The sequence below is a fragment of the Fontimonas sp. SYSU GA230001 genome, assembly GCF_040066175.1.
GTDB lineage: Bacteria > Pseudomonadota > Gammaproteobacteria > Nevskiales > Nevskiaceae > Solimonas.
In genome coordinates, this window is the sequence record NZ_JBEAAM010000010.1 from 61,613 (window position 1) to 86,747 (window position 25,135).

23 protein-coding genes are annotated in these 25,135 nt (G+C 69.4%); 6 read left to right on the forward strand and 17 right to left on the reverse strand.

The window, feature by feature from the left end:
* The first annotated feature begins 52 nt into the window (after nucleotides 1-52).
* A complete protein-coding gene (locus tag AAG565_RS06525; protein ID WP_348818755.1) occupies nucleotides 53-1,483 on the forward strand; it encodes a wax ester/triacylglycerol synthase family O-acyltransferase in 1,431 nt (476 codons plus the stop codon).
* 45 nt (nucleotides 1,484-1,528) lie between these two features.
* Here the strand turns inward: AAG565_RS06525 and AAG565_RS06530 are convergent, their stop codons facing one another.
* The 11 genes from AAG565_RS06530 to AAG565_RS06580 form a co-directional block, all read right to left on the reverse strand.
* On the reverse strand, nucleotides 1,529-1,933 hold the full coding sequence (locus AAG565_RS06530) for a DUF3617 domain-containing protein (RefSeq protein ID WP_348818756.1): 405 nt from the start codon (nucleotides 1,931-1,933) through the stop codon (nucleotides 1,529-1,531).
* A gap of 48 nt (nucleotides 1,934-1,981) precedes the next feature.
* The gene (locus AAG565_RS06535) at nucleotides 1,982-3,262 is read right to left on the reverse strand and encodes a serine hydrolase domain-containing protein (protein WP_348818757.1); all 1,281 of its coding nucleotides are present in this window, start codon (nucleotides 3,260-3,262) and stop codon (nucleotides 1,982-1,984) included.
* Nucleotides 3,259-3,579 (reverse strand): 2Fe-2S iron-sulfur cluster-binding protein, encoded by a 321-nt coding sequence (locus tag AAG565_RS06540; protein ID WP_348818758.1) that lies wholly within the window; start codon nucleotides 3,577-3,579, stop codon nucleotides 3,259-3,261. Before AAG565_RS06540 ends, AAG565_RS06535 begins: the two co-directional genes overlap by 4 nt.
* Nucleotides 3,580-3,631: 52 nt before the next feature.
* Entirely contained in the window at nucleotides 3,632-4,870 is a 1,239-nt protein-coding gene (locus tag AAG565_RS06545) for an FAD-dependent oxidoreductase (protein WP_348818819.1), read from the reverse strand.
* A 118-nt stretch (nucleotides 4,871-4,988) separates the two neighbouring features.
* On the reverse strand, nucleotides 4,989-6,041 hold the full coding sequence (locus tag AAG565_RS06550; RefSeq protein ID WP_348818759.1) for an alpha/beta fold hydrolase: 1,053 nt from the start codon (nucleotides 6,039-6,041) through the stop codon (nucleotides 4,989-4,991).
* Nucleotides 6,038-6,472, reverse strand: coding sequence for a 6-carboxytetrahydropterin synthase (locus AAG565_RS06555; RefSeq protein WP_348818760.1), 435 nt, complete (start codon nucleotides 6,470-6,472; stop codon nucleotides 6,038-6,040). The genes AAG565_RS06550 and AAG565_RS06555 overlap by 4 nt, the downstream gene beginning before the upstream one ends.
* Nucleotides 6,462-7,151 carry an SDR family oxidoreductase gene (locus AAG565_RS06560; RefSeq protein WP_348818761.1) on the reverse strand — a complete coding sequence of 230 codons (690 nt, stop codon included), beginning with the start codon at nucleotides 7,149-7,151 and terminating at the stop codon, nucleotides 6,462-6,464. Before AAG565_RS06560 ends, AAG565_RS06555 begins: the two co-directional genes overlap by 11 nt.
* Nucleotides 7,152-7,187: 36 nt before the next feature.
* Nucleotides 7,188-9,083, reverse strand: a complete 1,896-nt coding sequence (locus tag AAG565_RS06565) for a propionyl-CoA synthetase (RefSeq protein WP_348818762.1) — start codon at nucleotides 9,081-9,083, stop codon at nucleotides 7,188-7,190.
* 52 nt (nucleotides 9,084-9,135) lie between these two features.
* Nucleotides 9,136-10,131, reverse strand: a complete 996-nt coding sequence (locus AAG565_RS06570) for an alpha/beta hydrolase (RefSeq protein WP_348818763.1) — start codon at nucleotides 10,129-10,131, stop codon at nucleotides 9,136-9,138.
* A 114-nt stretch (nucleotides 10,132-10,245) separates the two neighbouring features.
* Complete coding sequence (locus AAG565_RS06575) at nucleotides 10,246-11,136, reverse strand: AraC family transcriptional regulator (protein ID WP_348818764.1); 891 nt, start codon at nucleotides 11,134-11,136, stop codon at nucleotides 10,246-10,248.
* A gap of 150 nt (nucleotides 11,137-11,286) precedes the next feature.
* Nucleotides 11,287-12,042, reverse strand: a complete 756-nt coding sequence (locus AAG565_RS06580) for an SDR family oxidoreductase (RefSeq protein ID WP_348818765.1) — start codon at nucleotides 12,040-12,042, stop codon at nucleotides 11,287-11,289.
* 103 nt (nucleotides 12,043-12,145) lie between these two features.
* Here AAG565_RS06580 and AAG565_RS06585 point away from each other — a divergent pair, with 103 nt between their 5' ends.
* The 3 genes from AAG565_RS06585 to AAG565_RS06595 all read left to right on the forward strand — a co-directional run bounded on the left by AAG565_RS06585 (nucleotide 12,146) and on the right by AAG565_RS06595 (nucleotide 13,945).
* Complete coding sequence (locus AAG565_RS06585; protein ID WP_348818766.1) at nucleotides 12,146-12,949, forward strand: SDR family oxidoreductase; 804 nt, start codon at nucleotides 12,146-12,148, stop codon at nucleotides 12,947-12,949.
* A 23-nt stretch (nucleotides 12,950-12,972) separates the two neighbouring features.
* Complete coding sequence (gene def / locus AAG565_RS06590; protein ID WP_348818820.1) at nucleotides 12,973-13,503, forward strand: peptide deformylase; 531 nt, start codon at nucleotides 12,973-12,975, stop codon at nucleotides 13,501-13,503.
* Nucleotides 13,504-13,582: 79 nt separating this feature from the next.
* A complete protein-coding gene (locus tag AAG565_RS06595; protein ID WP_348818767.1) occupies nucleotides 13,583-13,945 on the forward strand; it encodes a four-helix bundle copper-binding protein in 363 nt (120 codons plus the stop codon).
* 25 nt (nucleotides 13,946-13,970) lie between these two features.
* Here the strand turns inward: AAG565_RS06595 and AAG565_RS06600 are convergent, their stop codons facing one another.
* The 4 genes from AAG565_RS06600 to AAG565_RS06615 form a co-directional block, all read right to left on the reverse strand.
* Entirely contained in the window at nucleotides 13,971-15,704 is a 1,734-nt protein-coding gene (locus AAG565_RS06600; protein ID WP_348818768.1) for a thiamine pyrophosphate-binding protein, read from the reverse strand.
* 103 nt (nucleotides 15,705-15,807) lie between these two features.
* Entirely contained in the window at nucleotides 15,808-16,749 is a 942-nt protein-coding gene (locus tag AAG565_RS06605; protein ID WP_348818769.1) for a DUF1295 domain-containing protein, read from the reverse strand.
* A 10-nt stretch (nucleotides 16,750-16,759) separates the two neighbouring features.
* Complete coding sequence (locus AAG565_RS06610; protein ID WP_348818770.1) at nucleotides 16,760-18,490, reverse strand: FAD-dependent oxidoreductase; 1,731 nt, start codon at nucleotides 18,488-18,490, stop codon at nucleotides 16,760-16,762.
* 73 nt (nucleotides 18,491-18,563) lie between these two features.
* Complete coding sequence (locus AAG565_RS06615) at nucleotides 18,564-19,760, reverse strand: flavin-dependent monooxygenase (protein WP_348818771.1); 1,197 nt, start codon at nucleotides 19,758-19,760, stop codon at nucleotides 18,564-18,566.
* A 121-nt stretch (nucleotides 19,761-19,881) separates the two neighbouring features.
* Here AAG565_RS06615 and AAG565_RS06620 point away from each other — a divergent pair, with 121 nt between their 5' ends.
* A complete protein-coding gene (locus tag AAG565_RS06620; protein ID WP_348818772.1) occupies nucleotides 19,882-21,444 on the forward strand; it encodes a hypothetical protein in 1,563 nt (520 codons plus the stop codon).
* On the opposite strand, the gene AAG565_RS06625 is transcribed toward AAG565_RS06620, so the two are convergent.
* Nucleotides 21,416-22,936, reverse strand: coding sequence for a cellulase family glycosylhydrolase (locus AAG565_RS06625; protein WP_348818773.1), 1,521 nt, complete (start codon nucleotides 22,934-22,936; stop codon nucleotides 21,416-21,418). The two genes, AAG565_RS06620 and AAG565_RS06625, sit on opposite strands and share 29 nt — an antisense overlap.
* Before the next feature lie 190 nt (nucleotides 22,937-23,126).
* On the opposite strand from AAG565_RS06625, the gene AAG565_RS06630 reads away from it, so the two are divergent.
* Entirely contained in the window at nucleotides 23,127-24,206 is a 1,080-nt protein-coding gene (locus AAG565_RS06630) for a Rieske 2Fe-2S domain-containing protein (RefSeq protein ID WP_348818774.1), read from the forward strand.
* Nucleotides 24,207-24,264: 58 nt separating this feature from the next.
* Here AAG565_RS06630 and AAG565_RS06635 read toward each other — a convergent pair whose 3' ends face one another.
* Nucleotides 24,265-25,116, reverse strand: coding sequence for an SDR family NAD(P)-dependent oxidoreductase (locus AAG565_RS06635; RefSeq protein WP_348818775.1), 852 nt, complete (start codon nucleotides 25,114-25,116; stop codon nucleotides 24,265-24,267).
* Between the last annotated feature and the right edge of the window lie 19 nt (nucleotides 25,117-25,135).

Sequence of the window (25,135 nt, forward strand, 5' to 3'; positions counted from 1 at the left end):
ACCGTATTTGCAGAGATGCCGCTGCACCATCAGGCCGAGGAGGGGAGAAAACATGAAATACCTGAGTCCATTGGACGCAGCATTCCTGCGCATGGAGTCGCCGCGCACGCCGATGCACGTCGGCGCGCTGATGACCTTCAAGCTGCCGGAGAAGGCGCCGCGCGACTTCCTGCAGCGCCTGCTCAAGCGCATGCGCGAGCACCCGTTCATGCCCGAACCCTTCGACTGCAAGCTCGCACGTGGACGCTTCTCGCGCGTCGCACCGGCCTGGGTCAAGACCCGACTGGACATGGACTATCACCTGCGTCACTCGGCCCTGCCGTATCCGGGCGGCGAGCGCGAGCTGGGCGTGCTGGTCGCGCGCCTGCACTCGCACCCGCTCGACCTGTCCCGGCCGCTGTGGGAGGCGCACGTCATCGAAGGGCTGGCGAACAACCGTTTCGCCATCTACTTCAAGGCCCATCACTGCGCGATCGACGGCATGGGCGCGATGAAGATGACGCAGAGCTGGCTGTCGGAAGATCCGGACGATCCCAACGTCAGCGGACCCTGGGTCCTGGCGAGCAAGCCCAAGACCGCCGCGCGAGCGAAGAAGACGCCCGGCTTGGTCGAACGCGTCAAGCAGCCTTTCACGCTGGCCGGCCGGCAGATCCGCTCGCTGGGCGATCTCACCCGCACCCTGGTGCAAATGAGCCAGGGCGAGGACAGCGCCACGCGCGCCGCGCTGGCGACGCCGCGCAGCCTGTTCAACGTGCCGATCACGCAGCAGCGCCGCCTGGGCACGCAGATCCTCGACCTGCAGCGCGTCAAGGCCATCGGCGAGGTGGTCGGCGCGAGCACCAACGACGTGCTGATGGCGGTCTGCGGCGGAGCGATCCGCCGCTATCTGGTCGAACTCGGCGCGCTGCCCGAGAAGTCGCTGCTCGCCTCGGTGCCGATGGGCCTGTCGCGCCCCGACGGTCAGGCCGGCAACGCCGTCGTCGGCTTCGTCTGCCCGGTCGGCACCGACATCAAGGACCCGCGCGCGCGTGTCGAGATGATCCATCGCGTCACGGCGCGCGCCAAGCAGGAGCTGTCGGCGATGTCGCCGACCGCGCAGGCGCAGTTCGCGCTGCTGGGCATGTCGCCGCTGCTGATGGGCCAGATGACCGGCCTGCTGCCCAAGCTGCCGCCGTTCTTCAACTTCGTGATCTCGAACGTGGTGCTGTCGAAGAAGCCGCTGTACCTGATGGGCGCCGAGCTGGAGGCCATGTACCCGGTGTCCTTCCTGTTCGACGGCTACGCGCTGAACATCACGCTGGTCGGCTACAACGACAAGGTCGCCGTCGGCTTCCTCGGCTGCCGCGACGCCATTCCGAGCCTGCAGCGGCTGGCGGTCTATACCGGCGAGGCGCTGACCGAGCTGGAGCAGGCGGTCGGGCTGGCCAGTGCGCCCGCGTCCAGAATCAAGGCGAAGAAGCCGCGACCGCGCAAGACTGCCTGAAGCGTCCTGCGTCCCATGCTCCCCGCCACGGCGTGGCGGTGCGGGCTACTTGCCGCAGGGCCCCAGATACTTCCCGGACATGACGTGGCGCATGGTCTGGCCCTGCACGTCCATCGTGCCGACGCCGTCGAGGCTGGTCGGCGTGACCGTGAATTCGTAATGGCCCTTGACGGCGTGCTCGCCGGTGCACACCACGTCGTAGCTGACCTTGCCACCGGACTGCTTGAGATTCTCGACCTTGCAGTCGCTCTTCTGGTCCGTGTACACGGCGCCGCGCTTGGCGTCGGTTTCGGTCAGGCACTGCTTGACCGACATCGGCGGCATCGCGAACGGCATGCCCGGCATTTCCATCTTGATGCTGTATTCCCACTGCCCCGGCTGCGGCGTCGTATCGGCCAGGGCGGGCGCGCCGAAGGTCAGCGCCAGCAGAGAAGCAAGCCATCGTTTCATCGGAGCACTCCGGTACCGGCGGCACGGCCGCCGCTCGGCGACAGCGTATCAGACCGGCTTGCACGCATGCGCGATCGCGTTCATCACGCCGACCGTGCGCAGCAGGCCCATCGGCGCGATCGACTTGCCGGTGTTGAGCATGGCGACGGAGATGTCGCGCCGCGGATCGGCCCAGCACAGGACGGTCATGAAGCCGAGATGCCCGAACGCCTCGCCGCAGTGCGGTCCGAACAGTCCGAACGGTTCTTCGCCGAGCATGAAGCCGGCCGAGAAGCGGATCGGGAAATGCAGCGTGGCGTCCCACTGGATGCGTCCGACCGGATGGATCGCTTCCCTGACCGTGTGGGGCTGCAGCACGCGCACGCCGCCGAACTCGCCGCCGTCGAGCAGCATCTGGAACACGCGGCTGGCGTCATCGGCCGTGGCGTAGATGTTGCCGGCCGGGACCACCGACGACAGGAAGGCATCAGTGTTCGACGCCGCGGTCGCCACGTCGAACTCGACGCCGAGAATGTCCTTGGCCAGCCGCGCCAGCGGGCCGAGCGGACGCGGTCCGGTCATCCAGTGATGCGGCGCATCGTCGCGCCGGGCCTCCGGCAGTCCGTAGGTCAGATGGCGACAGCCCAGCGGCCTGGCCAGCCAGCCGTTGAGCGCGTCGTGCAGATCGATCTGCCCGACCCGGCGCACCAGTTCGCCGACGATGTACCCGGCGGTCAGCGCGTGGTAGGCCTGGCGCTCGAAATGCACGTCGAACGGCTTGGCCTCACACAGCATGCGCACGCAGCGATCCCAGTCGCGCAGCAGTTCCGGCGACGGATCGACGTCGTCCGGTAGCGCCGGCACGCCGGCGCGGTGCGCCAGCAGCTGGCGGATGGTCACGCGGTGCTTGCCGTGCGCGCCGAACTCCGGGATGTAATCGACGACCAGGTCTTCGAGCCGCAGCTTGCCTTGCTCGGCGAGCTTGTGGATCAGCAGCGCGCTGATCGCCTTGGACGCCGAGAACAGGCAGATCGGCGTATCCGGCGACAGCGGCACCAGCGGCCCGCGTTCGCCGGGGCCGTTGCCGCGCAGGCAGCCGATCGAGCGCTTGAGCACGATGCGGCCACGGCGGCGCAGCACCAGCGTGATCGCCGGCTGCAGGCCGGTGCGGTACAGGCGTTCGACCGCGGTCCAGATTCCCGCGACCGCTTTCGGGTCGAGGCCGACGTCGCGCGGATCGCACTCGGCGGCGGCATCGATGCGCGTGTGCTCCGCGAGCTTGCGCGGCACGACGACGCGCGTCGGACGTCCGAACGAGAGCACCGGCATGCGTGGCAACGCGAGATTCATAGCTGCCCCTCGGGAATGCGCAGCACCAGCCCGTCGAGCGCGTCGGTGATCCGGATCTGGCAGGACAGCCGGCTCAGCGGCCCGGGATCGACCGCGCCCTCGAGCATGCCCTTCTCCATCTCGTCGGGCGGTGGCAGCCGCGCGATCCAGGCTTCATCGACATACACATGGCAGGTCGCGCAGGCGCAGGACCCACCACACTCGCCGATGATGCCCGGCACCAGATTGCCGGTGGCGGCCTCCATCACCGATTGCCCGGGCTGGGCCTCGACGTGATACTCGCCCTTGCCCGGCGCGATGAACGTGATCCTGGTCATGAGCTGTTGCTGGTCTCGATCGTCCGCGCCACGGACGGCGCCGTTCTTCTGGTCAGGACGACACCAGCGTCTTGAGCGCGACGGTCTCGTCGGCGAGCTGCGCTGGATCGATCACCGCTTTCGCGGCGACGAGCTTCTTGGCGAACATGAAGTCCTGCGGCCGCGTCACCGTGTCGGCCGCGATCAGGTGCCCGGCCTTGTCCAGATAGAACACCGCGAAGTTGCGCTGCGTGGCCGGATCGCCGCGCAGCACGACGCGGTCGTAGCCGGTGGAGATGCCGACCATCTGCAGCTTGAGGTCGTACTGATCGGACCAGAACCACGGCACCATCTGGTAGGACTCGGTCTTGCCGAGCAGGTTGCGCGCCGCGGCACGCGCCTGCTCCATCGCGTTCTGCACCGACTCCAGGCGCACGCGGCGGCCGAGGAAGGCGCTCGGATGGTTGGTGCAGTCCCCGGCCGCGTAGATGTCCGGATCGGCGGTGCGTGCGTGCTCGTCCACGACGATGCCGTTATCGACCGTCAGCCCCGCGTCCTGCGCCAGCTCGACGTTCGGGATCACGCCGATGCCGACGATGACCAGGTCGGTATCGACGTGGCCGCCGTCGGCCAGGCGCACGCGCGTGACGTCCGGCTCGCCCTCGAAGGCGGCGACGGCGACCCCGGTGCGCAGATCGACGCCGGTCTCGCGGTGCACGCGCTCGTAGAAGACGGAAACTTCGGGACAGGTCACGCGCGCGAGCACGCGCGGCAGACCTTCGAGCACGGTGACCTTGAGCCCGTGCTTGACCAGTACCGCGGCCGCTTCCAGACCGATGAAGCCGCCGCCGACGATGGTCACGCGCCTGCCCTCGCCGCAGCGTGCGCGGATCGCCTGCACGTCGGCGATCGTGCGCAGCATGAACACGTTGGGGCGGTCGGCGCCCGGCACCGGGATCGGCCGCGCGCGGCCGCCGGTGGCGAGCACCAGCTTGTCGTAGCCGATGCGGCTGCCGTCGGCGAGTTCGACCTGCCTGGCCACGCGATCGATGCGCGCGACACGCGCACCGCCGCGATACTCGATCCTCGCCTTGTCCAGGCTCGCCTGCTGCATCATGTACAGCGACTCTTCGCCCACCGCGCCGGCGAGATAGGCCTTGGACAGCGGCGGGCGCTTGTACGGCAGGAAGGGTTCTTCGCCGACGATCAGCACGCGGCCGTCGAACCCGAGCTTGCGCAGTTCCGCAGCAGCTTCACCGCCGGCCTGCCCGCCACCGACGATGATCACCGTCCGCAACGCCGCCTCCGTCATGTCCCGCATCTCCCTGATACCTGCATCAGTATCGCGGCGCATGTCCGCCGCAGCATCCATCGTTTGGTGTAGAGCGCCTTCCGGTGCGGTTGCCGCGGCTGAATCCGCTCCTACGCGATCACGGCCCGCCCGCTGTCAAGGCGCCCTGAGCGTAGGGCTTGAGCGGCGGCTCCTCACTGGCGAAATGCGGCTGCGCCAGGCCGTTGGCCGGTTCCTGCCGTAGCACGCCGATCATGTTCTGCACCGCCGCCGAGGCGACGATCTGGTCGGGCACGATGGGCACCCGGCCGCACAGTGCCGCGCCGCCGGCGCGTTCGACGTTCGCCGGCCCCGGATGCGCCAGCGCATCGAGCATCAAGTCGAAGGTCAGCCGGTCGGTCAGACCGATGGTGACGTGATCGACGAAGCGTCCGGGGCAGATGTCCTGGATCAGGACGTTGGTCACCTTCGGGTTGTCCAGCCCGAAGTCGATCGCCGCGGTCGGCACCGGCGACACCGGCTGCACCAGCTCGTCGAACTGCGTGTAGATCGCCGTGTAGGAGATGTCGCCCGGCGTCTCGTCGCCGGCGTTGGTCGCCTGCATGAACTTCGAGTCCGGCGCGAACTGGTAGATCACTTCCGGCACCAGCCCCACCGCACTGAGCAACGGGAACAGGCCGCCCATCGTCGCCTGATCGGTGCCGTGATTCGGGCCGGCGAGCATCACGAAATCATCGACGGCGTCGCGCGCCGAGGGCCACCACTTGAGCGCCCAGCGCGGCACCGCGACACCCTGGCTGTGGCCGATCAGCGCGACCTTGCGCCCTGTCTCCTCGCGCATGCGGCGCAGCGCATGGACCACGTACTCGGCGGACACCTGCATGTCGTTGAGGCCGCGGTCCGGGTAGGTCACCGTGCAGACGTCGTAACCGTTCTGCGCCAGCAGCGGCAGCCAAGTCCAGTCGTATTGCTCGAAGCCGGCCGTGAAAGTGCCGTGCACCAGCAGCACCGCAGGCTTGTCCGGGTGCTCGAACGGCGTGCAGATCAGCGACTTTTCGAGAAGGTCCGCACTCGTTTCGAGCGCCGGCTCGGCAGAATAGTCGTTCTGCGCACCCGGTCCGTGGCCGCAGCTGACCAGCACGAATAGCGTGAGCGACGTCACCGCGATCGCCTGGAGCACACGCAGGATCATGCGCCGCGCTCCCCGCGGTACACTGCCCAGTTCTTCTCGGTCTCGTGCAGGCGCACCTCGTACATCAGGTCGCCGAAGCGCTCGTGCAGCACATTCCAGAACAGCACCGCCAGATTCTCCACCGTCGGGTTGATGCCACGGCACAGCACCGAATCGTGGTTCAGGTGCCGGTGATCGACGTCTTCCAGGATCAGCGCGCGCGTGGCATCGCGGACCTCGGTCAGATTGACGACGACACCGGTGACCGGGTCGATCGGTCCGCGCAGCGTCACTTCCAGCACGTAATTATGCCCGTGGCCGTGGTCGTAGGCGCAGGGACCGAACAGCGCGCGGTTGTCGGCATCGCTCAGTCCGGCCGACCACAGCCGGTGACCGGCACAAAAGGTCTCGCGGCGCGTCAGATAGACGATCGGGGCGCCTTCAGTCGTCATTGCAGTGAATCTCGACGGTGGTTCCGGTGATCGGGCCGGCGCGCTCGCGGTCGAGCAGGAACTCGACGGTCGGCGCGATCTCCTCGGGCGTGGTCTTCGGCAGCAGGCCCAGCGCGCCGACCATGTCGGTGCGCATCGTGCCCGGCGCGATGGCGTTGACACGGATGCCGTGCGGCTTGCCTTCGAGCGCCAGCGCCTCGGTCAGGCCGACGACGGCGTGCTTGGACGTCGCGTAGGCGCCGAAGCCGGCGAAACGCTGCATGCCGCGCAGCCCGCCCAGCGACGAGACATTGACGATGTCGCCGGGCACATTCCGCTCGCGCCACAGCCGCATCGCCGCGCGACAGGCGTGGAAGGTTCCGCCCACGTTGATCGCCATCACTTCGGCGAAGCGCTGCGGCGTCAGCGCGTCCCAGACCGCGCCGCGGCCGAGGATCGCCGCACTGCACACCAGTGCGTCCGGCGCGAAGCCGCGGATCGCCGCCTCGACCGCATCCGCGTCGGTGACGTCCAGCGGCAGCGCCTGCGCGCCGATCTCGGCCACGAGCGCCCGCAGCGGGTCCTCACGCCGCCCGGCCACCGCCACGCGCCAGCCGTGGTCTGCCAGCCGGCGCGCGACCGCGGCACCCAGGCCGCTGCCACCACCGGTGATGAGAACCGATCGTCGGGAAGTCTGCATGCGCGGATTGTCGCACGGCCACCGGCCGCACCGGCGTCAGCGCCTCAGCACGGCTCCGATCTCGTCGAGGATGCGCGGGTCGTCGATGGTCGCCGGCACGGTATAGGGCTGGCCGTCGGCGATCGCGCGCATCGTCGCGCGCAACACCTTGCCGGAGCGGGTCTTGGGCAGGCGCGGCACGATCAGCGCCGTCTTGAACGCGGCGACCGCGCCGATCTGTTCGCGCACGCGCGCGACCAGTTCCTTCTGGATGTCCGCAGCCGGCCGGCTGACGCCGGCCTTGAGCACGACCAGGCCCAGCGGCAGCTGGCCCTTCATCGCATCGGCGATGCCGATCACCGCGCACTCGGCGACGTCCGGATGACCGGCGAGGACTTCTTCCATCGCGCCGGTGGACAGGCGATGGCCGGCGACGTTGATGATGTCGTCGATGCGCGACATGATCCAGGCGTAGCCGTCGGCGTCGATGTAGCCGGCATCGCCGGTGAGGTAATAGCCCGGATAGCACGTCAGGTAGTGCTCGCGATAGCCGGCCTCGTTGTTCCACATCGTCGTCAGCGTGCCCGGCGGCAGCGGCAGCTTGAGCACCAGATTGCCGATCTCGCCGGCCGGCTGCGGCCGGCCATCGACGTCGAGCACGCGCAGATCGAAACCCGGCACCGGCACCGTCGCCGAGCCCGGCTTGACCGGCATCGCTGAGAGCCCCTGGCAGTTGGCGATCGCCGGCCAGCCGAGCTCGGTCTGCCACCAGTGATCGACCACCGGCACCTTGAGCATCTGCTGCGCCCACTGGATCGTGTCCGGGTCGGAGCGCTCGCCGGCGAGGAACAGCGTGCGCAGGCAGGAAAGGTCGTACTTGTGCAGCAGTTCGCCGCGCGGGTCTTCCTTCTTGATCGCGCGGAAGGCGGTCGGCGCGGTGAAGAAGGTCTGCACGCGGTGCTGGCCGATCACGCGCCAGAACGCACCGGCGTCCGGCGTGCCAACCGGCTTGCCTTCGTAGAGAACCGTCGTGCAACCGAGCAGCAGCGGCGCATAGACGATGTACGAGTGGCCCACCACCCAGCCGACGTCCGACGCCGCCCAGAACACTTCGCCGGGCTTGACGTTGTAGACGGCGCGCATCGAGTAGTGCAGCGCCACCGCATGGCCGCCGTGATCACGCACGACGCCCTTGGGCTTGCCGGTGGTGCCGGAGGTGTAGAGCACGTACAGCGGGTCGGTCGAAACGACCGGCACGCAGTCGGCGGGCCTTGCTGCGGCGACGGCATCGTTCCAGTCGAGATCGCGGCCGGCCACCAGCTGCGCCGCGCACTGCGGTCGCTGCAGGATGATGCAGCGCGCGACCCGGTGCGCGGACTGCTCCAGCGCCTGGTCGAGCAGCGGCTTGTACTCGACGATGCGGCCCGGCTCGATGCCGCAGGACGCCGAGACGACCAGCACCGGCCGGGCGTCGTCGATGCGCTTGGCCAGCTCCGGCGCGGCGAAACCGCCGAACACCACCGAGTGCACCGCGCCGATGCGCGCACAGGCCAGCATCGCGATCGCCGCCTCGGGCACCATCGGCATGTAGATGATCACGCGCTCACCGGGCTTCACGCCCTGCGCGACGAGCGCGCCGGCGAAGCGCGCCACCGCGTCGCGCAGCTCGCGGTAGCTGTATGTGCGCACCGTGCCGGTCACCGGGCTGTCGTAGATCAGCGCGGCCTGCTCGGCGCGACCGCCATCGACGTGACGGTCGAGCGCGTTGTGGCAGGTGTTGAACTGCGCGCCGGCGAACCAGCGGAAGGTCTTGTGCGGATGCGGCTGCGGCGATTCCTCCAGCACGCGGTCCCAGCGCCGGTGCCAGCGCAGATGCCCGGCCTGCTCGGCCCAGAACGCCTGCGGGTCCGCCAGAGCGCGGCGGTATTCGTCCTGATAGCGGCTCACGTCCATCTCCCCTCGCGTCAACATCCCTCTGCCGCACCGCGCAGAGGCCAGCAATTCCTCATCGCCCGATGTGCTCGCGCATGAACGCGACCATGTCCTTGCGCGCCTCGCGCACCTCGGGGAACAGCGCCTCGAACAGCGGGAACGCGTGCGGCAGCGCCGGCCAGACGTCCAGCTTGACCTTCAGCCCCGCCTCGCGCGCGCGCCGTGCCAGCAGCACGGTGTCGTCGAGCAACACCTCGTTGTCGCTGGCCAGCAGGTACAGCGGCGGGAAGCCGGTCAGGTCCGCGTACAGCGGCGACAGCTCCGGATCGGAGGCATCCCAGTCGCCGGCGTACATCTCGTCCACGCGCGCCAGTGCGGCGATCGGCAGGATCGGATCGCGTTTGCGCTTGAGCGCGCGCGACGGCGGCGCATGGATGCGGCCCAATTCGGTCGCCGGCGAGATCGGCACCGCGCAGCAGGGCATCGGCAGACCCGCCTTGCGGATGCGCTGCAGCACGCCCAGCGTCAGGTTGCCGCCGGCCGACTCGCCGGCGATGACGATCTTCCTCGCATCGAAGCCGAGTTCGAGCAGCGCGCGGTAGGCGCGCTCGCAGTCGTCGAGCGCCGCCGGGAACTTTGCCGCCGGCGCCAGCCGGTAATCCGCCATGAAGCCGACCGCGTCCAGCTCGCGGCACAGGCGGCCGAGCAGCCACACGTGCGTCTGCGGCACCGCCGGCATCAGGAACGCGCCGCCATGCAGATACAGGATCGCCGGCTTGTGCGTGTCGCGCAGGTCGCCGAGCACATGGCCGGGCACGCGGCCGACGACGCGGTAGTCCTGCGCCAGCCCGCTGCTGTCCTTGCACACCTGGCTGGCCAGCGCCAGCTGCACGCGCGCGATGCGCACGTGCGAGCCGCGCACGACCCAGCCGAGGAAAGGGCGCAGCAGGCGCTTCAGCAGCCAGACGATGATACGGCTGCGCAGGCTGATCGTGACCGGCTTGAGCGGCGGCACGGCACCGTCCCAGGACGGCGTGGCGCGCTGCAGGGTCGTGGTATCGGCGTTCATGGGGCGGCAGTGTAGAACGTCGTGGCGGGCGCGCGTCATCCGTTCAGCCGAGTGCGGGCACGCCCGCGGGCGCGGTGTCGCGCGGCGCCGGCCCGGAGTCTTGCGGCGGTCGCGCTATCCGGCCGGCGCGTCGGCGCGCGCGCCGCGGCGCACGCGGCCGGGTCCGGTGCCGGTCACCCGCTTGAAGGCGCGGCGGAATGCGGCTTCCGTGCGGTAACCGAGGCGATCGGCGACGGCGGCCACCGACATGCGCGGCTCGGCGAGCAGGCGCCGGGCCTCGGTCATGCGCCAGCGCGTGAGGTATTCGATCGGCCCGAGACCGAGCACGCTGGTGAAGTGCTGCGCAAACCCGGTGCGCGACAGGTGCGCCAGTCCGGCGAGATCGGCCACCGTCCACTCGTACCCGGGCCGCGTGTGCATCGCCTCCAGGGCGGGCGCCAGCTTAGGATCGACCAGCGCGGCGAGCACGCCGCGCCGCTCGGTGGAGTGCTCGATGTGGTGGCGCACCGCCATGACGAACAGCGTGTCGGCCATCTTGTCGAGCACCGCGGCACTGCCGAACGAGCTGCTGCGCGCCTCGTGCAGCATCAGCTGTGCGAGCTGGCGGAACTGCAGGCCACTCTCCTGCTCGCGCACGACGATGCACGGCGGCAGCGCTTCGACGATCGCGTTGCGCTTGCCGGTGGCGAAGTCGAATTCACCGCACAACATGCTGGTGAAGCGCGTCTCCGGTCCACGCCGTGCGTCCAGCGCGCTGCTCAGCACATGCGCGGCGCCGGAGGGGAAGACCACCAGGTCGCCACCGGCCAGGCGCAGCGGTGCCGCCAGCACCGGCGAGCGCACCCAGCACACGCCGCTGTCGATCAGGTGAAAGGTCCCGTACTCGGTTTCCGGCTCGCGCTCGGTCCAGTCGTCGCAGTAGCTCGGGCTGGCACTGATGCGCGCACGCAGCGGATGGGCGCGCAGCACCGACGAGAACACCGCTTCACCGGAGGCATCGAGCATGGCTCGGGACGGCCGCTCCGAGACCGGAGGAACGGGCGGCAGCATGACACAGTGCGACATGGCCTCACCAGCACGCGGCGGACCAGAGTGGACGGACCGGGCGGACGCGAACAGTGCCCTGCCTCCAGTCTTTATGCCCGTCCGTTCCGCTCACCCCAGATAGGCCTGTCCGCCATCGACGCCGATCGACTGGCCGTTGATGTAGCGGCACTCGTCCGAGCACAGCGAGACGACGAAGCGGCCGATGTCGTCCTCGCAGGACCCGACGCGGCCCTGCGGCACGGTGGCGATGAAGGCCGCGGCCTCCTGCGGGCGTTCGCGCGTCCACCACTGCATCGCCGGCGAATCGGCGAGCGGCAGGATCGCGTTGGTGCGGATGCCGTCGCGCGCCCATTCGCAGGCAGCGGCACGGGTGAGCTGGCGGATCGCTTCCTTGACCGCGGCGTAGGCGCCATAACCGGCCATGTCCCAGCGCTTGGCGGCGGACGAGCCGAAGTTGACGATGCAGCCGTCGCCCTTGAGATGCGGGTGGCACAGCTTCATCAGGCGGAAGGTGGCCAGCGGGCCGGACTCCCAGCCGGCGGCGAAGGCCTCGTCGGACACGGAGTGCAGCGCGCCCAGCGGCACTTCCTGCGCGTTGTTGACGAGAATGTTGAGCTTGCCGAAATGGCCGACGACGGCGTTGACGCAGCGTTCGAGCGATTTCGGATCGCGGACGTTGCACTCGACCGCGAGCGCCTTGCCGCCGCGCCGCTCGATCTCCTGCACCGTCGCATTGAGCTTGGATTTCGTGCGCCCGGTGACCGCCACTGCGGCGCCCGCAGAGGCCAGCGCAAACGCGATCCCCTGACCCACGCCCTGGCCGGCGCCGGTGATCAGGGCCACTTTTCCATTCAGGTCCGACATGTCGCTCTCCTCGTGGTGTGCGTGCAGTCTGCGGTTGCCGGCACCGGACGTCCTGATCCGGCCGGCGTAGGAGCGGCGCGACGGCTGCGCTACCCTGCGCGGCATGGACAAGACCATTCTGATCACCGGCGCGTCGTCGGGACTGGGCCGTGCCTGCGCCGAACGGCTGGCCGGCGCCGGCCATCGGGTGTACGCCGCGAGCCGCCGCGCCGCGCCGGTCGCCGCGTGCACGGCGGTCGCGATGGACGTCGATGACGAGGCCTCCGTCACCGCCGCGGTCGCACGCATTCGCGCATCCGAGCCGCGCATCGACGTGCTGATCAACTGCGCAGGTTTCGGCATCGCCGGGGCGATCGAGGACACCGCCACCGACGAGGCCAAGGCGCAGTTCGAGACCAATTTCTTCGGTGCAACGCGCGTCGTGCGCAGCGTGCTGCCGCAGATGCGCGCGCAGGGCGGCGGCCTGATCCTCAACGTCAGCTCGCTGGTCAACCAGCTGCCGGTGCCGTTCCAGGGCTATTACTGTGCGAGCAAGGCGGCGCTGCACGCCTACACCGAGGCGCTGCGTTACGAGGTCGCGCCGCTGGGCATCCGTGTCGCTGCGATCGAGCCGGGCAACTTCGCCACCGGCTTCACCGGCGCGCGGCGCCGCGCGTCCGGCTGGACCGAGGCCTCGGTCTATGCCGAGCGCTGCGCCGCGTCGATCGCGTGGATGGAAGAGGATGAGCGCAAGGGATTGCCGCCGGCGCGCTTCGCCGAGCGGGTGCACGAGATCGTCATGCACCCCCATCCGAAACTGCGTCACCTGGCGATCGCACCGGTCGAGCGCGTCGCGCTGCTGCTGCGTGCGCTGCTGCCGTCGCGCGCCTACGAGTGGATCTTCAGCCGCGTCAGCAAGGCGGCGTGAGCGATGCACAGGAGATTCCCGACATGATCCGCGACATCCTGCGCATGGGCGATCCGCGGCTGCTGCAGCCGTCGCGGCCGGTCGAATCCTTCGGCACGCCGGAACTGCACGCGCTGATCGTGGACCTGCGCGAGACGATGGCGGCCGCCAATGGCGCCGGCCTCGCCGCACCACAGATCGGCGTGCCGCTGCGCGTCGTGATCTTCGGCGTCGAGCGCAATCCGCGCTATCCGCAGGCCGAGGCGGTGCCGTTCACCGTGCTGTGCAATCCCGTGCTGACGCCGCTGTCCGACGAGATGGAGGATGGCTGGGAAGGCTGCCTGAGCGTGCCCGGCCTGCGCGGCCTGGTGCCGCGATACACGCACCTGCGCTACGCGGGTTATGACGCGCACGGCGCGCGCGTCGAGCGCGAGGTGTCCGGCTTCCACGCGCGCGTCGTGCAGCACGAGTGCGATCACCTCGATGGCATCCTCTACCCGATGCGCATCCGCGACCTGCGCCACTTCGGCTTCAACGAGGAGCTGTTTCCGGGCCAGCAGCTGATCGACGACTGAACGCCGGCCGGATCGTGGATTGCGTCCCTGTCGCATGCCTCGCAAGATGCTGTCACGCCCTTCGCCCGGAGACCTGCCGATGAACACCGCTGCCGTTTCCAACGCCGCCAGTTGCATCGAAGCCTGCGTGCAGGCCGCCGTCGCCTGCGACCGCTGCGCGAACGCCTGCCTGCACGCGACCGACATCGCCGCGCTGCGCCGCTGCATCGTGCTGAGCCTGGACTGCGCGCAACTGTGCAAGACCGCGCATTCGCTGCTGTCCCACGGCAGTCCGTTCGCCGGCGCGGTCTGCGAGATCACCGCCAGCGCCTGCGAGGCCTGCGCCGCGGAATGCGAGGCGCAGGCCTCGCGCCAGCATCACTTCACCGCCTGTGCCGAAGCCTGCCGCCGCGCCGCGCGCGAGTGCCGTGCCTACGCTGCGGCGCGTTCCGGTCGGCCCTAGCCCGCCAATGATCGCGCGTCGCGGCTTACATCGAGATCGAGCCCTTGCGGAAGTCGCTGGCCCCAAGCAGCGCGTTGACCAGCACCGGCTGGCCTGCGCGCGCGGCCTGACGCGCCGCAGTCAGCACCGCATCGGTTTCGCCGCTGTTGCGGATGACGAAGCCACGCGCGCCCAGACCCTCGGCGGCACGGTCGTAATCCGTCGGACGCAGCGGACAGCCGACGTCGTCCTTGAGCACCTCGACCTGCTCGCGCGCGATCTGCGACCAGCAGGCGTCGTTGCCGACCACCGCGACCAGCGGAATGCCGTGGCGCGCGAAGCTGTCGAACTCCATCAGGCTGTAGCCGAGCGCGCCATCGCCGAACAGCGCCCACACTTCCGCCTGCGGCCGGCACAGCTTCGCCGCGAGCGCGAAGCCGGCGCCGACGCCCAGCGTGCCGAACACGCCGGGGTCGAGCCAGCCCAGCGGTCCGCGCGGGCGCAGGATGTACGACGCGGTGGCGACGAAATCACCGCCGTCGGCGACGATCACGCTGTCGTCCGCGAGCTGGCCGTCGATCTGCTTGCACAGCGCCAGCGGGTTCAGCGCATCCGACGCGGCGGCAGCTTGCGAGAAGATCTCGGCCTCGCGTTCGGCGTCGCGTGTGCGCAGTTCCGCGAACCACGCGGCGCGATCCGGCACCGCCGCAGGGCCGGCCTGCGCCAGTTCGCGCAGGAACAGCGAAGCATCGGCGAGCACGCCGATGTCGGGCCGGCGGTTGAGGCGCAGGTCGTCGCGGCTGCGATTGGCGGAGATCAGCGCGGCACGCGGACGGATGTGCGCACCATAGTCGAGCCTGAAGTCGCAGGGCACGCCGGCGAGCATCACCAGATCGGCGGCGCGTAGCGCGTCGCGCCGCTTGTGCCGGAACTGCAGCGGATGGTCGGCGCCCAGCAGGCCACGCGCCATGCCGGACAGATAGACGGGCACGCCGAGCTTCTCGACGGCGGCGCGCAGCGCACCGACGCCCGGGACATCGAGCATCGCCTGGCTGCCGATCAGCAGCAGCGGCCGCTGCGCCCGGGCAAGACGTGCCGCCGCGGCCCGCACCGCACCCGCGTCCGGCACCGGCACGTCGATCGTCTCGGGCTGCTCGGAAAGCGGCGCGGCCGGCGCGAACTGGCGGCGCAGATGCAGCCGCAGGTAGGCGGCGATCGCGTGTTCCGCGAGCCCCGCACCGGGCCGCGGCGTGGACTTGGCGACATACCAGGACCGCACCAGCGCCTCGTCGTAGAGCAGATCGACCGGGCATTCGAGGAACACGGGGCCGGGCGTGCCCTCGGCGGCCATGTGGATCGCGCCGCGCAGCAGCGGTTCGAGATCGCGCACGCGCTTGGCCTTGCCCGCCCATTTCACGGACGAGCGGATCAGCGCGAGCTGGTCGATGTCCTGCAGCGCGCCGCGTCCGCGCAGCACCGTCGCCGTCGCGCCGCCGAGCAGCACGACCGGCGACTGCGCGAGACGCGCGTTGACGATCGCGGTCAGCGTGTTGGTCACGCCCGGCCCGGCGGTCACCACGGCGACGCCGACTCCGCCGGTCAGGCGCGCGGTCGCGTCGGCGGCGAACACGGCGGTCGCCTCGTGGCGCGTGTCGATGACGCGGATGCCGGCCCGCTTGGCGCCGACCAGGATCGGCGAGATGTGTCCACCGCACAGCGTGTACAGGAAGCGCACGCCCTGTGCGCGCAAGACCCCTCCGATGATCTCTCCGCCGTTCATCGCAGAGGCACTCCTCGATAGAGAATCGAGGTTCCAGACTAGCTCAGCCTCTGTGGCAGAAACTTGTCCTGGATCAATGTCCGCGACGGTGCGCCCGCCAGACTCAGGTGGCGCGCTGACTGCGCACCGGCGCGAAGGGGCGAAGGGACGGAATGAATCGGGGCACGCAGCGCTGGTATTCCGGGTAGTCCGGGTACTTGTCGGCCTGCAGGCTCTCGCTGAGCTTGGAACTGCCCTGGAACAGCAGGATCAGCAGCAGGCAGCCGATGACGCTCCAGTTGAACGCGCCGGTCGCGGCGACGCTGAACAGGAAGAACACGACCCAGATCGACTGCTCCGCGAAATAGTTCGGATGGCGCGAGTGCGCCCACAGGCCGGAGGTGATGAAGCCGCGCGCATAGTCGCCGTCGAGCGGCTCGCCCGACTTGAGACGGCGCTTCTTCTCGGTCTGGAAGTTCCACTGCTGCTGGTCGGCGAGGGTCTCGAGCCCGACCAGGCCGAGGAACAGCGCGGCCAGCAGCACGTCGAGCAGCGTCGGCGCACCGGTGCCCTGCACCAACACCACCGGCAGCGCGATCAGCAGCAGCAAGGCGTTCTGGTACAGGCAGATGAAGCCGAAGTGGAACGCGGTCCACACCAGCCGGTTGTCGAGCCCCCGCTTCCTGCGCACGTGCGCCCAGCGGTAGTCCTCGTTGCCGCTCCAGAACTTCCAGCTGTAGCCGCCGTGGCGCGAGAAGTTGTACGTGAGGCGGATGCCCCAGATCGTCGCGACCACCGACATCAGCACCATGCGCGGCTCGTAGCCGGCCTGCGCCGTCGCCAGCCACGCGTACAGCGGCGGCGTGATGCTCCACAGCTTGTCCACCTGGCTGACGTTGCCGCTGAGCTCGCCGACGACGAAACACAGCAGCGCGATCGCCAACATCGTCAGGCTCAAATTCCGGATCAGGGCCCACTGCACCGGCGTCGGTGCGACATCGGAGTGCCAGACCCAGACCGGCAGCGCGGCGAGTGCGGCGAGCAGCGCGAGGGTCGTCCTGCTCATCGGACCCGCCTCAGGCGGCGGCCTTTACCGCGTCCGGGACGCGCGCCTGCGCCGCGATGTCGCGCGCGGCGATGTAGGCGAAGGTCAGTGCCGGACCCAGCGTGGAACCGGCACCGGCGTAGGTCGGCCCCATGACCGCGGCGGAGGTGTTGCCGACCGCGTACAGGCCCTCGATCACGCTGCCGTCCTCGCGCAGCACGCGGGCGCGGGCGTCGGTTTCGAGGCCGCCCTTGGTGCCGATCTCGCCGGGCCACATCGGCACTGCGTAGAACGGCGGCTTGACGATCGGTCCCAGGCAGGAATTGGGCCGCACGCTCGGATCGCTGTAGTAGCGGTCGATCGCGGTCTCGCCCTTGTGGAACTCCGCATCGACGCCGGTCCTCGCGTATTCGTTCATCTTCGCGACCGTCGCCTGCAGGCCGGCGGCATCGACGCCGATCTTGGCCGCCAGGCCATCGAGCGTCTCGGCGCGGAAATAGACCTCGTCGAGCCAGTCCGCCGGCAGCTTGGAATCCGGTTCGATCTGGCCGGGCAGGAAGATGCCCATCGGGTACTTGTAACGGAAGGTCGCGTCGAACACGAGCCACGCCGGGATGCAGCCGTTGCCCTGGGCATCGTCGGCATACATCGCGTTGCGGAAATCCGGATACGCCGCCGCCTCGTTGACGAAGCGCCGGCCCTTGCGGTTGACGGCGACGCAGCCGGGCATGCCGCGTTCGACGAACAGCGTGATCTGCTGTGCGGCACCGGGCTTGCGCACCGTCGGCGAGCCCCAGACCAGGTCCATGTGCTTGAGCTGCGCCCCGACCGCCTTGCCGGCACGGATGCCGTCGCCGTGGTTGATCGGCGGTGCCGCGGTCCACTCGGCCTTCGTCGGCTTGGCGAGGTACTGCTCGCGCATCTGCTGGTTCGACTCGAAGCCGCCGCAGGCCAGGATCACGCCGCGGCGCGCGCGGTAGCGCAGCCTGCGCCCGTTCTGCGTGACGACGAGGCCGACGACACGCCCGCCTTCCTCGACCAGCGATTCGAGGCCGGTGTTGAGCTGCAGCGGAACGTTCCGCTGCAGCATCGCGTAGCGCAGCGCCGCGACCATGCCCTGACCGAGCACCTGCCGGCGGTCGCGGTGCGTGCGCCGGCGCCAGCCGAAGTCCAGCCAGTACTTGAGCAGCAACTTGAGCGTGAGCAGGATCCAGCCCGGACCGCGCGAGAACAGCGTGTGCGCCTCGATCTGGTCCATCGCGATGCGGCCCATCAGCAGCGTGCCCCTGAAGGACTCGCGCTGACGGCCGAACTCGTCGCCCAGCAGGCGGGCGTCGAACTCGGCCGGCTGCATCGAGCGCCAGCCTTCCTTGCCGCCCGGCCGGTTCGGGTAGTAGTCCGGGTACTTCGGCACGTTGTGGTAGTGGATGCCGAAGGTGCGCGCCAGATAGCGCACCATCTCGGGCGCGTTCTTCAGATAGGCCTCGATGCGCGCCTGCGGCACTTCGTCGCCGATCACGTGCTTGAGATAGGTCAGCGCTTCCTCGTAGGAGTCGCTGCCGCCGGTGCGCGCGATGTCGTCGTTGCACGGGATCCAGATGCCGCCGCCCGACACCGCGCTGGTGCCGCCGTACTTGTCGGACTTCTCGATGACGATGCTGCTCATGCCCTGCGCCTGCGCGCACAGCGCCGCCGTCATGCCGCCGCCGCCGGAGCCGACGACGACGACATCGTATTCCTGGTCCCAACCCGCCTGACTCATGGCCTACGCCTTCCGCTTGTTTTGACAGTCCGCGCCAGGGATGGCGCGGTCTTGGACAGGATGTCCATGCGCCTCAGATAAAAAAGTCCGTATTGTCTTTGCCGAGCAGCACGCCGCCGTAGTTGCGCCCGAACTGGTCCGGGTTGTTCGCGTAGTGGCCGCGTGCGGCCATGATGTCGAACACGTAGCGGTACAGCGGGAAGTCGGTGAAGATGCCGCGGCCGCCACAGACCGAGAACAGCTGGTAGGCGTGGCGGGCGCAGCGCTCGACGACCTGTGAGGCCTGGAACCGGAACAGCAGGCGCTGCGGGATGTCGTCGAGCGGCTGGCGGTTGCGGATCTTGTCCTGCAGCACCTCGAAATTGCGCCTGAGCACCAGCTTCATCTCGTCGATCGCCACGGCCGTCTCGGCCGCGGCGAGCTGCGCCGGCCCCTGCTCCGAGGTCTTGTTGCCCATGTCGCCGACGCGCACCCTGGCGAATTCGATGAAGGTGTCGTGCGCGCCCTGCAGCGCGCCGATCGCCGCGGTCGAGACCGCGCGCACGAAGATCTGGCCGAACGGCAGCTTGTACAGGTCCGAGGGGAACACCTCGCGGCCGGGATTGGTGCCCATGAAGCCGTCACTGGCCTTGTGCGTGCGGTACTCGGGCACGAACACGTCCTTGACGACGATGTCCTTCGACCCGGTGCCCTTGAGACCCATCACATGCCAGGTATCGACCACCTCGAAGTCCGAGCGCGGCAGCAGGAAGGTGCGGTACTCCGGCGGCTGGCCTTCGTTGAAGATCAGGCCGCCGAGGAACACCCAGTCGCAGTGATCGATGCCGCTGGAGAAGCCCCAGCGCCCCGAGAAGCGGAAGCCGCCCTCGACCGGCTTGACCTGGCCCTTGGGCATGTAGGTCGAGGCGATGCGCACGTTGGTGTCCTTGCCCCAGACGTCTTCCGCCGCACGCGGGTCGAACAGCGCGATCTGCCAGTTGTGCACGCCGATGACGCCATAGATCCACGCCGTGGACATGCAGCCCTCGGCCAGCGCCATCTGCACGTCGTAGAACACCTGCGGGTCCATCTCGTAGCCGCCGTACTTCTTCGGCTGCAGCACGCGGAAGAAGCCCGCCGCCTGCATCTCGGCAACGGTTTCGTCCGGCACCTTGCGCTCGGCCTCGCACTGGGCGGCGCGCGCCTTGAGGCGCGGGATCATGTCGCGCGCACGCTGCACCAGCAGCTCGGGACTGACGAGCGCGACGGTCTTGGGATTGGGGTTCTGCACGGCGGATCTCCTCGCCTTCCGGGGCTGGCAACAGGCCTGCTTTTTCACAGAATTCGCCCGGCAGGGCATCATCCGAAATGATGAGCAGGCACAACCCGCAGAAGATCCTGAGGAGAGTCCGATGAAAGCAGCACCGATCCTGGCCGGCCTCGCTGCACTGCTGTGCGGCGGCGCACGGGCGATCCCCGAAGGTCCGGACTTCCCGTCCGCCGAGTGGACGCAGCGCGAGGCGGCGAACTACGCCAGGGTCGGCGAAGGGCCGGCCGAGCAGGCCGCCAATCCGGACTTCCTGCAGCGCTGGGAGGAACAGAACCTCGCCAACACGCTCGCGTGGAATCAGCGCGCGCTCGATGACCCGAGCTGGCTGATCGCGCCGTCCGGCAACACGCCGGTCACGCCGCTGTGCACGGTCTGGCGCGAGCAGTGCGCCGGCGATCCGTTCCGCTACCCCGAGGCGCCCGGCCCCGACGGCGCGCCGTTCTACACCAACGAGGCGGACGTGATCCCGGTGCTGTTCTACGACCGCGGCTGCGCGCGCATCTCCGGCCGCGTGTGGGCGCCGCGCGACGGCCGCAACGGCCTGCCGGCGGTGGTGATCGAGAACGGCTCGGTGCAGGCACCGGAGACCCTGTACTGGTGGGCGGCGCAGGCGCTGGTGCGCGCCGGCTATGTCGTGATGACCTTCGACCCGCGCGGCCAGGGCCGCTCCGACCAGCAGACGCCGACCGGCGTGCAGGGCAGCAATGCCAACCCCACCGTGTTCTGGGACGGCCTGGTCGATGCGATCGACTTCTTCCGCTCGTCGAGCGTGCAGCCGTATCCGCACAACCTGTCCTGCGCCGGCACCTACCCGACGACGATGACCGCGTTCAATCCGCACATCGCGCGCATCGACCCGGCGCGCCTGGGCATCGCCGGACATTCGCTGGGCGCTGCCGGCGTGTCGGTCGTGCAGGGCTACGGTGCCGCCGGCGCCGATCCCTGGCCGGGACAGATCGACGCGCACAATCCGGTCAAGGTCGCGGTGGCCTGGGACGGGCTCGCCAGCGCCAGCGGCGGCGGTTACGGCGGCGGTACGCCGACGATCGTGCCGCGCGTGCCGGCGATGGGACAGACCAGCGAGTACGGCCTGACACCGGCGCCGTTCACGCAGCCGCCCGACCCGGAGTCGGACAAGGTCGCCTATGCCGCGTGGCGCGACGCCGGCGTCCCGGTGTTCCAGTTCACCATCCAGGGCAGCTCGCACTACGAATGGTCGCTGCTGCCGACCTTCCCGGCGACGTCGTGGTGCGCGGACACATCGAGCGGCGCCTGTGAGGGCGGCTGGGGCAATCCGATGGCCGAGCACTACACGCTGGCCTGGTTCGACCGCTGGCTGAAGAACCCGGGCGAATCCGGTTACGCCGACGCCGATGCGCGCCTGCTCGCCGACAGCGACTGGCAGCCGCGCTACAGCTTCTACCTGCGCTCGGCGCGCGCGTTTCCGGATCGCAGCGGCAAGGCCCACGTCTGCGAGGACATCCGCGCCGGCTGCGACGATCTCGACCTCGGCGCGCCCGGCGGCGGGTCGGCGGGCGGCGGCGGGGGCGGCGGCGGCCTCGGCCCGGCGCTGCTCGCCCTCCTCGCGCTGCTCGCAGTCGGCCGGCGCCGCGCCCTCAGGGCCTGCGCGTCACCCGCACGCTGACCTCGGTCGCACCGGTGAGGTTGTCCAGCAGCAGGCGCGGCGCGTTCGCGGCGGACCGCAGCGTCGCGCCGCTGACCTCGACCTGGTAGCCGTTCGGGTAGTGCAGTGCGACCGGCACGAAGATCTCGGTCGGGGCCGTCGCGGCCCGCGGCGTGTAGCGGTACTGGAACTCGGCCGTGTCCGGGTCGAAGGACAGCGCCAGCGGAACGCCCGCGGTCGCCTGCGGGTAGGTGCGGCTGAGGATCTTCAGCTTGTCGAGCTTGGCGGTCGAGAGATCCGCGTCGTCGGCGAACAGGCTCTGCGCGCCGCTGTCCTGCGACTCGGTGGTCGGATCGTCGAAGTTCTTGTACTGCCAGTACTGCCAGCCGACCAGGTTCTCGTCGGCCTGGCGCGCGACTTCGGCGAGCACCGGCAGCTCGTCGGTGGCGCCGAACTCGGTCAGCAGTTCGACCGCCTGCATCTTCTCGCCCTGCGCGCGCGCCTCGGCGAAGGTCGTGTCGCCGAAGCTCTCGCAGGTGTCCTGCGGCCCGAACGGCAAGGTGTCGAGCACGCCCAGCTGCGCGGCGTTGGCCAGCGTGTTGAGCGGACAGTAGTAGTGGAAGGAGTAGCCGAGCTGCGACTCGCCCGGAATCGCCTCGTAGCCGCGCGCCGGCGCGCCGGTGCTGATCAAGGGCTGCGGCTCGAACCAGACCAGGTTGTCCGGATCGACGCTGCGGATGCCGGTCAGCGCATGCGTGTAGAACGGCTGCAGCTCGTCGCGCTCGTGCGACTCGCAGCCGAGCCAGGGCTGCAGGCACTGCATGTACTCCATGCCGGCCCAGGGTTCGTTGAGCAGGTCGTAGCCCATCGAGTACGGCTGATCCTTCCAGCGTCTGGCCACCGCGATCCAGGCGTCGCGGAAGCCGTCCCACACCGGACCGCGCTCGGCCCACAGGTTGTCGAAGGCTTCCGACACCTGCGGCGTGAAGTAGTTGAACGGAAAGCCGAACGACGGCGGTCCGAGCAGCGTGGTGAACAGGCCCTCGACCGGCTCGACCGCCCAGTCCGGCACGCCCTCGCCCTGGTACACCGGCCCGAGCATGTCCTGGTGGAAGTCGAACAGGATCCAGATACGCCGGCTGGCGAGCAGCTGCACGATGCGGTCCCACTGCGCGAGGTAGTCCGTATCGATCACGCCGGGCGCGTGCGGCGACACGCCGACCCACAGCGTGCCGATGCGCGCGGAGTTGAAGCCGTGGTCGGCGAGCCAGTCGGCATCCGCGGCGCGGAAACCCTTGGCCGCGTCGGGCGGCACATAGGGCGCGGTCTTCCACACGACGTTGACGCCGTGCGTGATGACCACGCGGTTGTGCCCATCGACCAGCCAGCGACCATCGCGGCGCAACTGCTGCGGGACGGCAGCGCCGCCTCCATCCGGCCCGCCATTGCCGCATCCCGACAAGGCGGTCAGCGCGAGCGCCAGACCCGCAACCCATCCCGCACGCAGAATCATGCTTCTCCCCCATCGCGTTCTGGCGTGCATCACACGCCGATGCGCGCCGCGCTACTTCACTCAAACGGGTGATGCAGCGCCAGGGAGCGGTTTCCAAACTGGCGCGGTACTCGGCGCACCCCGTCCGCCGCACGATTCATTCAGCAACTGCCGCAGCCGGACCGCTGCCGCGCAGCGAGGGAGCAACACGATGGCAACCACCCAGGAATACGGCCTCGGCGCATTCACCTATCCGCGCGGCTGGTTCATGGTCGCGGAATCGGCCAAGGTCACCGACAAGCCGATGGGCGTGAAGTTCTTCGGCCAGGAGTTCGCGCTGTACCGCGGCAAGCAGTCCGGCAAGGTCGTGCTGCTCGACGCCTACTGCCCGCACATGGGCACGCACCTCGCCCGCAACACGACGTCCTACGTCGCCCAGGACGGTCCGGTCGAGGGCGATTCGATCCGCTGCCCCTATCACGCCTGGCGCTTCGGCCCGGACGGCAAGTGCAACCACATTCCGTACAGCAGCGGCCCGATCCCGCCGGCCGCCAAGGTCCGTTCATGGACGGTGCGCGAGCATCTGGGCGCGGTCTTCGTCTGGCACGACGAGGAAGGCGGCGCGCCCGACTACGAGCTGCCGGAGATCCCGGAGTGGAACGATCCGGCCTGGGTGGTCGGCAGCTACGACGACCTGGGAACGGTCAACGTGCACCCGCAGGAGATCATCGACAACATCACCGACGTCGCCCATTTCGACCCGGTGCACGGCTCGCGCACCAAGTTCTTCGAGAACGAGTTCCGCGGCCACACCGTCACGCAGCGCATGGGCGGCGGCCACCGCACGCTGATCGCCGAAGGCGGGCCGATGCTGATCACCACCGCGACCTACCACGGCCCCAGCCTGCTGCTGACGCGCATGAGCGGCCTGTACGACTCGTGGATCATCATCGCGCACACGCCGGTCGAGGACGGCGTCAGCTACGTCTGGCACAACCTGCTGGTGAAATCGGCGACCAACGCCCAGGCCAACGATCAGGACCGGGCCGCCGCGCGCATGTACCAGGACGCCGCGCTCGCCGCGTTCGCGCAGGATTTCGAGGTGTGGAAGCACAAGCGCCCGAACTTCAAGGGCCTGTACGTGCAGGGCGACGGCCCGTTCCTCAAGCAGCGCGCCTGGTACAAGCAGTTCTACAACCCGCGTGCGCAGCGCGACGAGTTCCACAAGAGCGTGGATGGCATCTATCACGCGAAGGGTTTCGAGGGCGCGCCGCAGACCAAGGCCGCCTGAGCCGATCGCAAGGGCCCCAGCGCCGCGAGTGATCCTCGCGGCGTTTTTGTTTGTTCCGTCATGCCCGCGCGATATCGCGGTCCCGCGTCAGTGCATCGCCGATCACGGTGACGCCGTCGAGCGCATGCAGTTTCGACTGCGCGCGCTGTAGCACCTCGCGGCTCACGGCGATCCAGCCGGTGCTGTCGCCGGCGATCAGGTGATAGCTCGCCTCCGCCAGCATCTCGACCGGCTCTACCCAGTCCGGGTGCGTCGCCGACATCGCCTGCGCGACCTGCGCCGCGCCCTCGGTGTGCGCGATCTTGTACGGCATCACCGCATTCACGCAGACGCCACTGCCGTGCAGCTCGGCAGCGAGCGCCAGCGTGTAGCGCTCCAGTGCCGCCTTGGCGCAGCCGTAGAGCGCCAGCGCGTGGATCTGCTTGGCCGGCCCCGGATACGGGATCGGCGGCTGGCGCGCCATCTCGCTGCTCAGGTTGAGGATGCGCCCCCAGCCGCGCTCGCGCATCGTCGGCAGCGCCTGCTGGATCAGGTCGATCGGCGCCTGCAGGTCGAGGTCGAACATCGCCACGCGCGCGGCGCGGTCGATGCGGCTCGGCGGCGCATAGGCGCCGATGCCGGCGGCGTTGTTGACGAGGATGTCGATCGGTCCGAAGCGTTCGGCGGCACGCGCGACCAGCGCATCGCGCGCCGCTGCGTCGGCGAGATCGACGGCCAGCCAGGCCGCGCGTCCGCCGGCCTTCTCGATCCGCGCGCAGGTGTCACGCAGGCCGTCTTTCGAGCGTGGCGACGCGGTCACGACCAGCGCCGCGCCATGCGCGGCGAGACGCTGCGCGATCGCACGGCCGATGCCGCGGCTCGCACCGGTGACCAGCGCCACGCGCCCTTTCAAGCTCTGCTCTGCCGGCATGCCATCGCTCCTCGTTCCC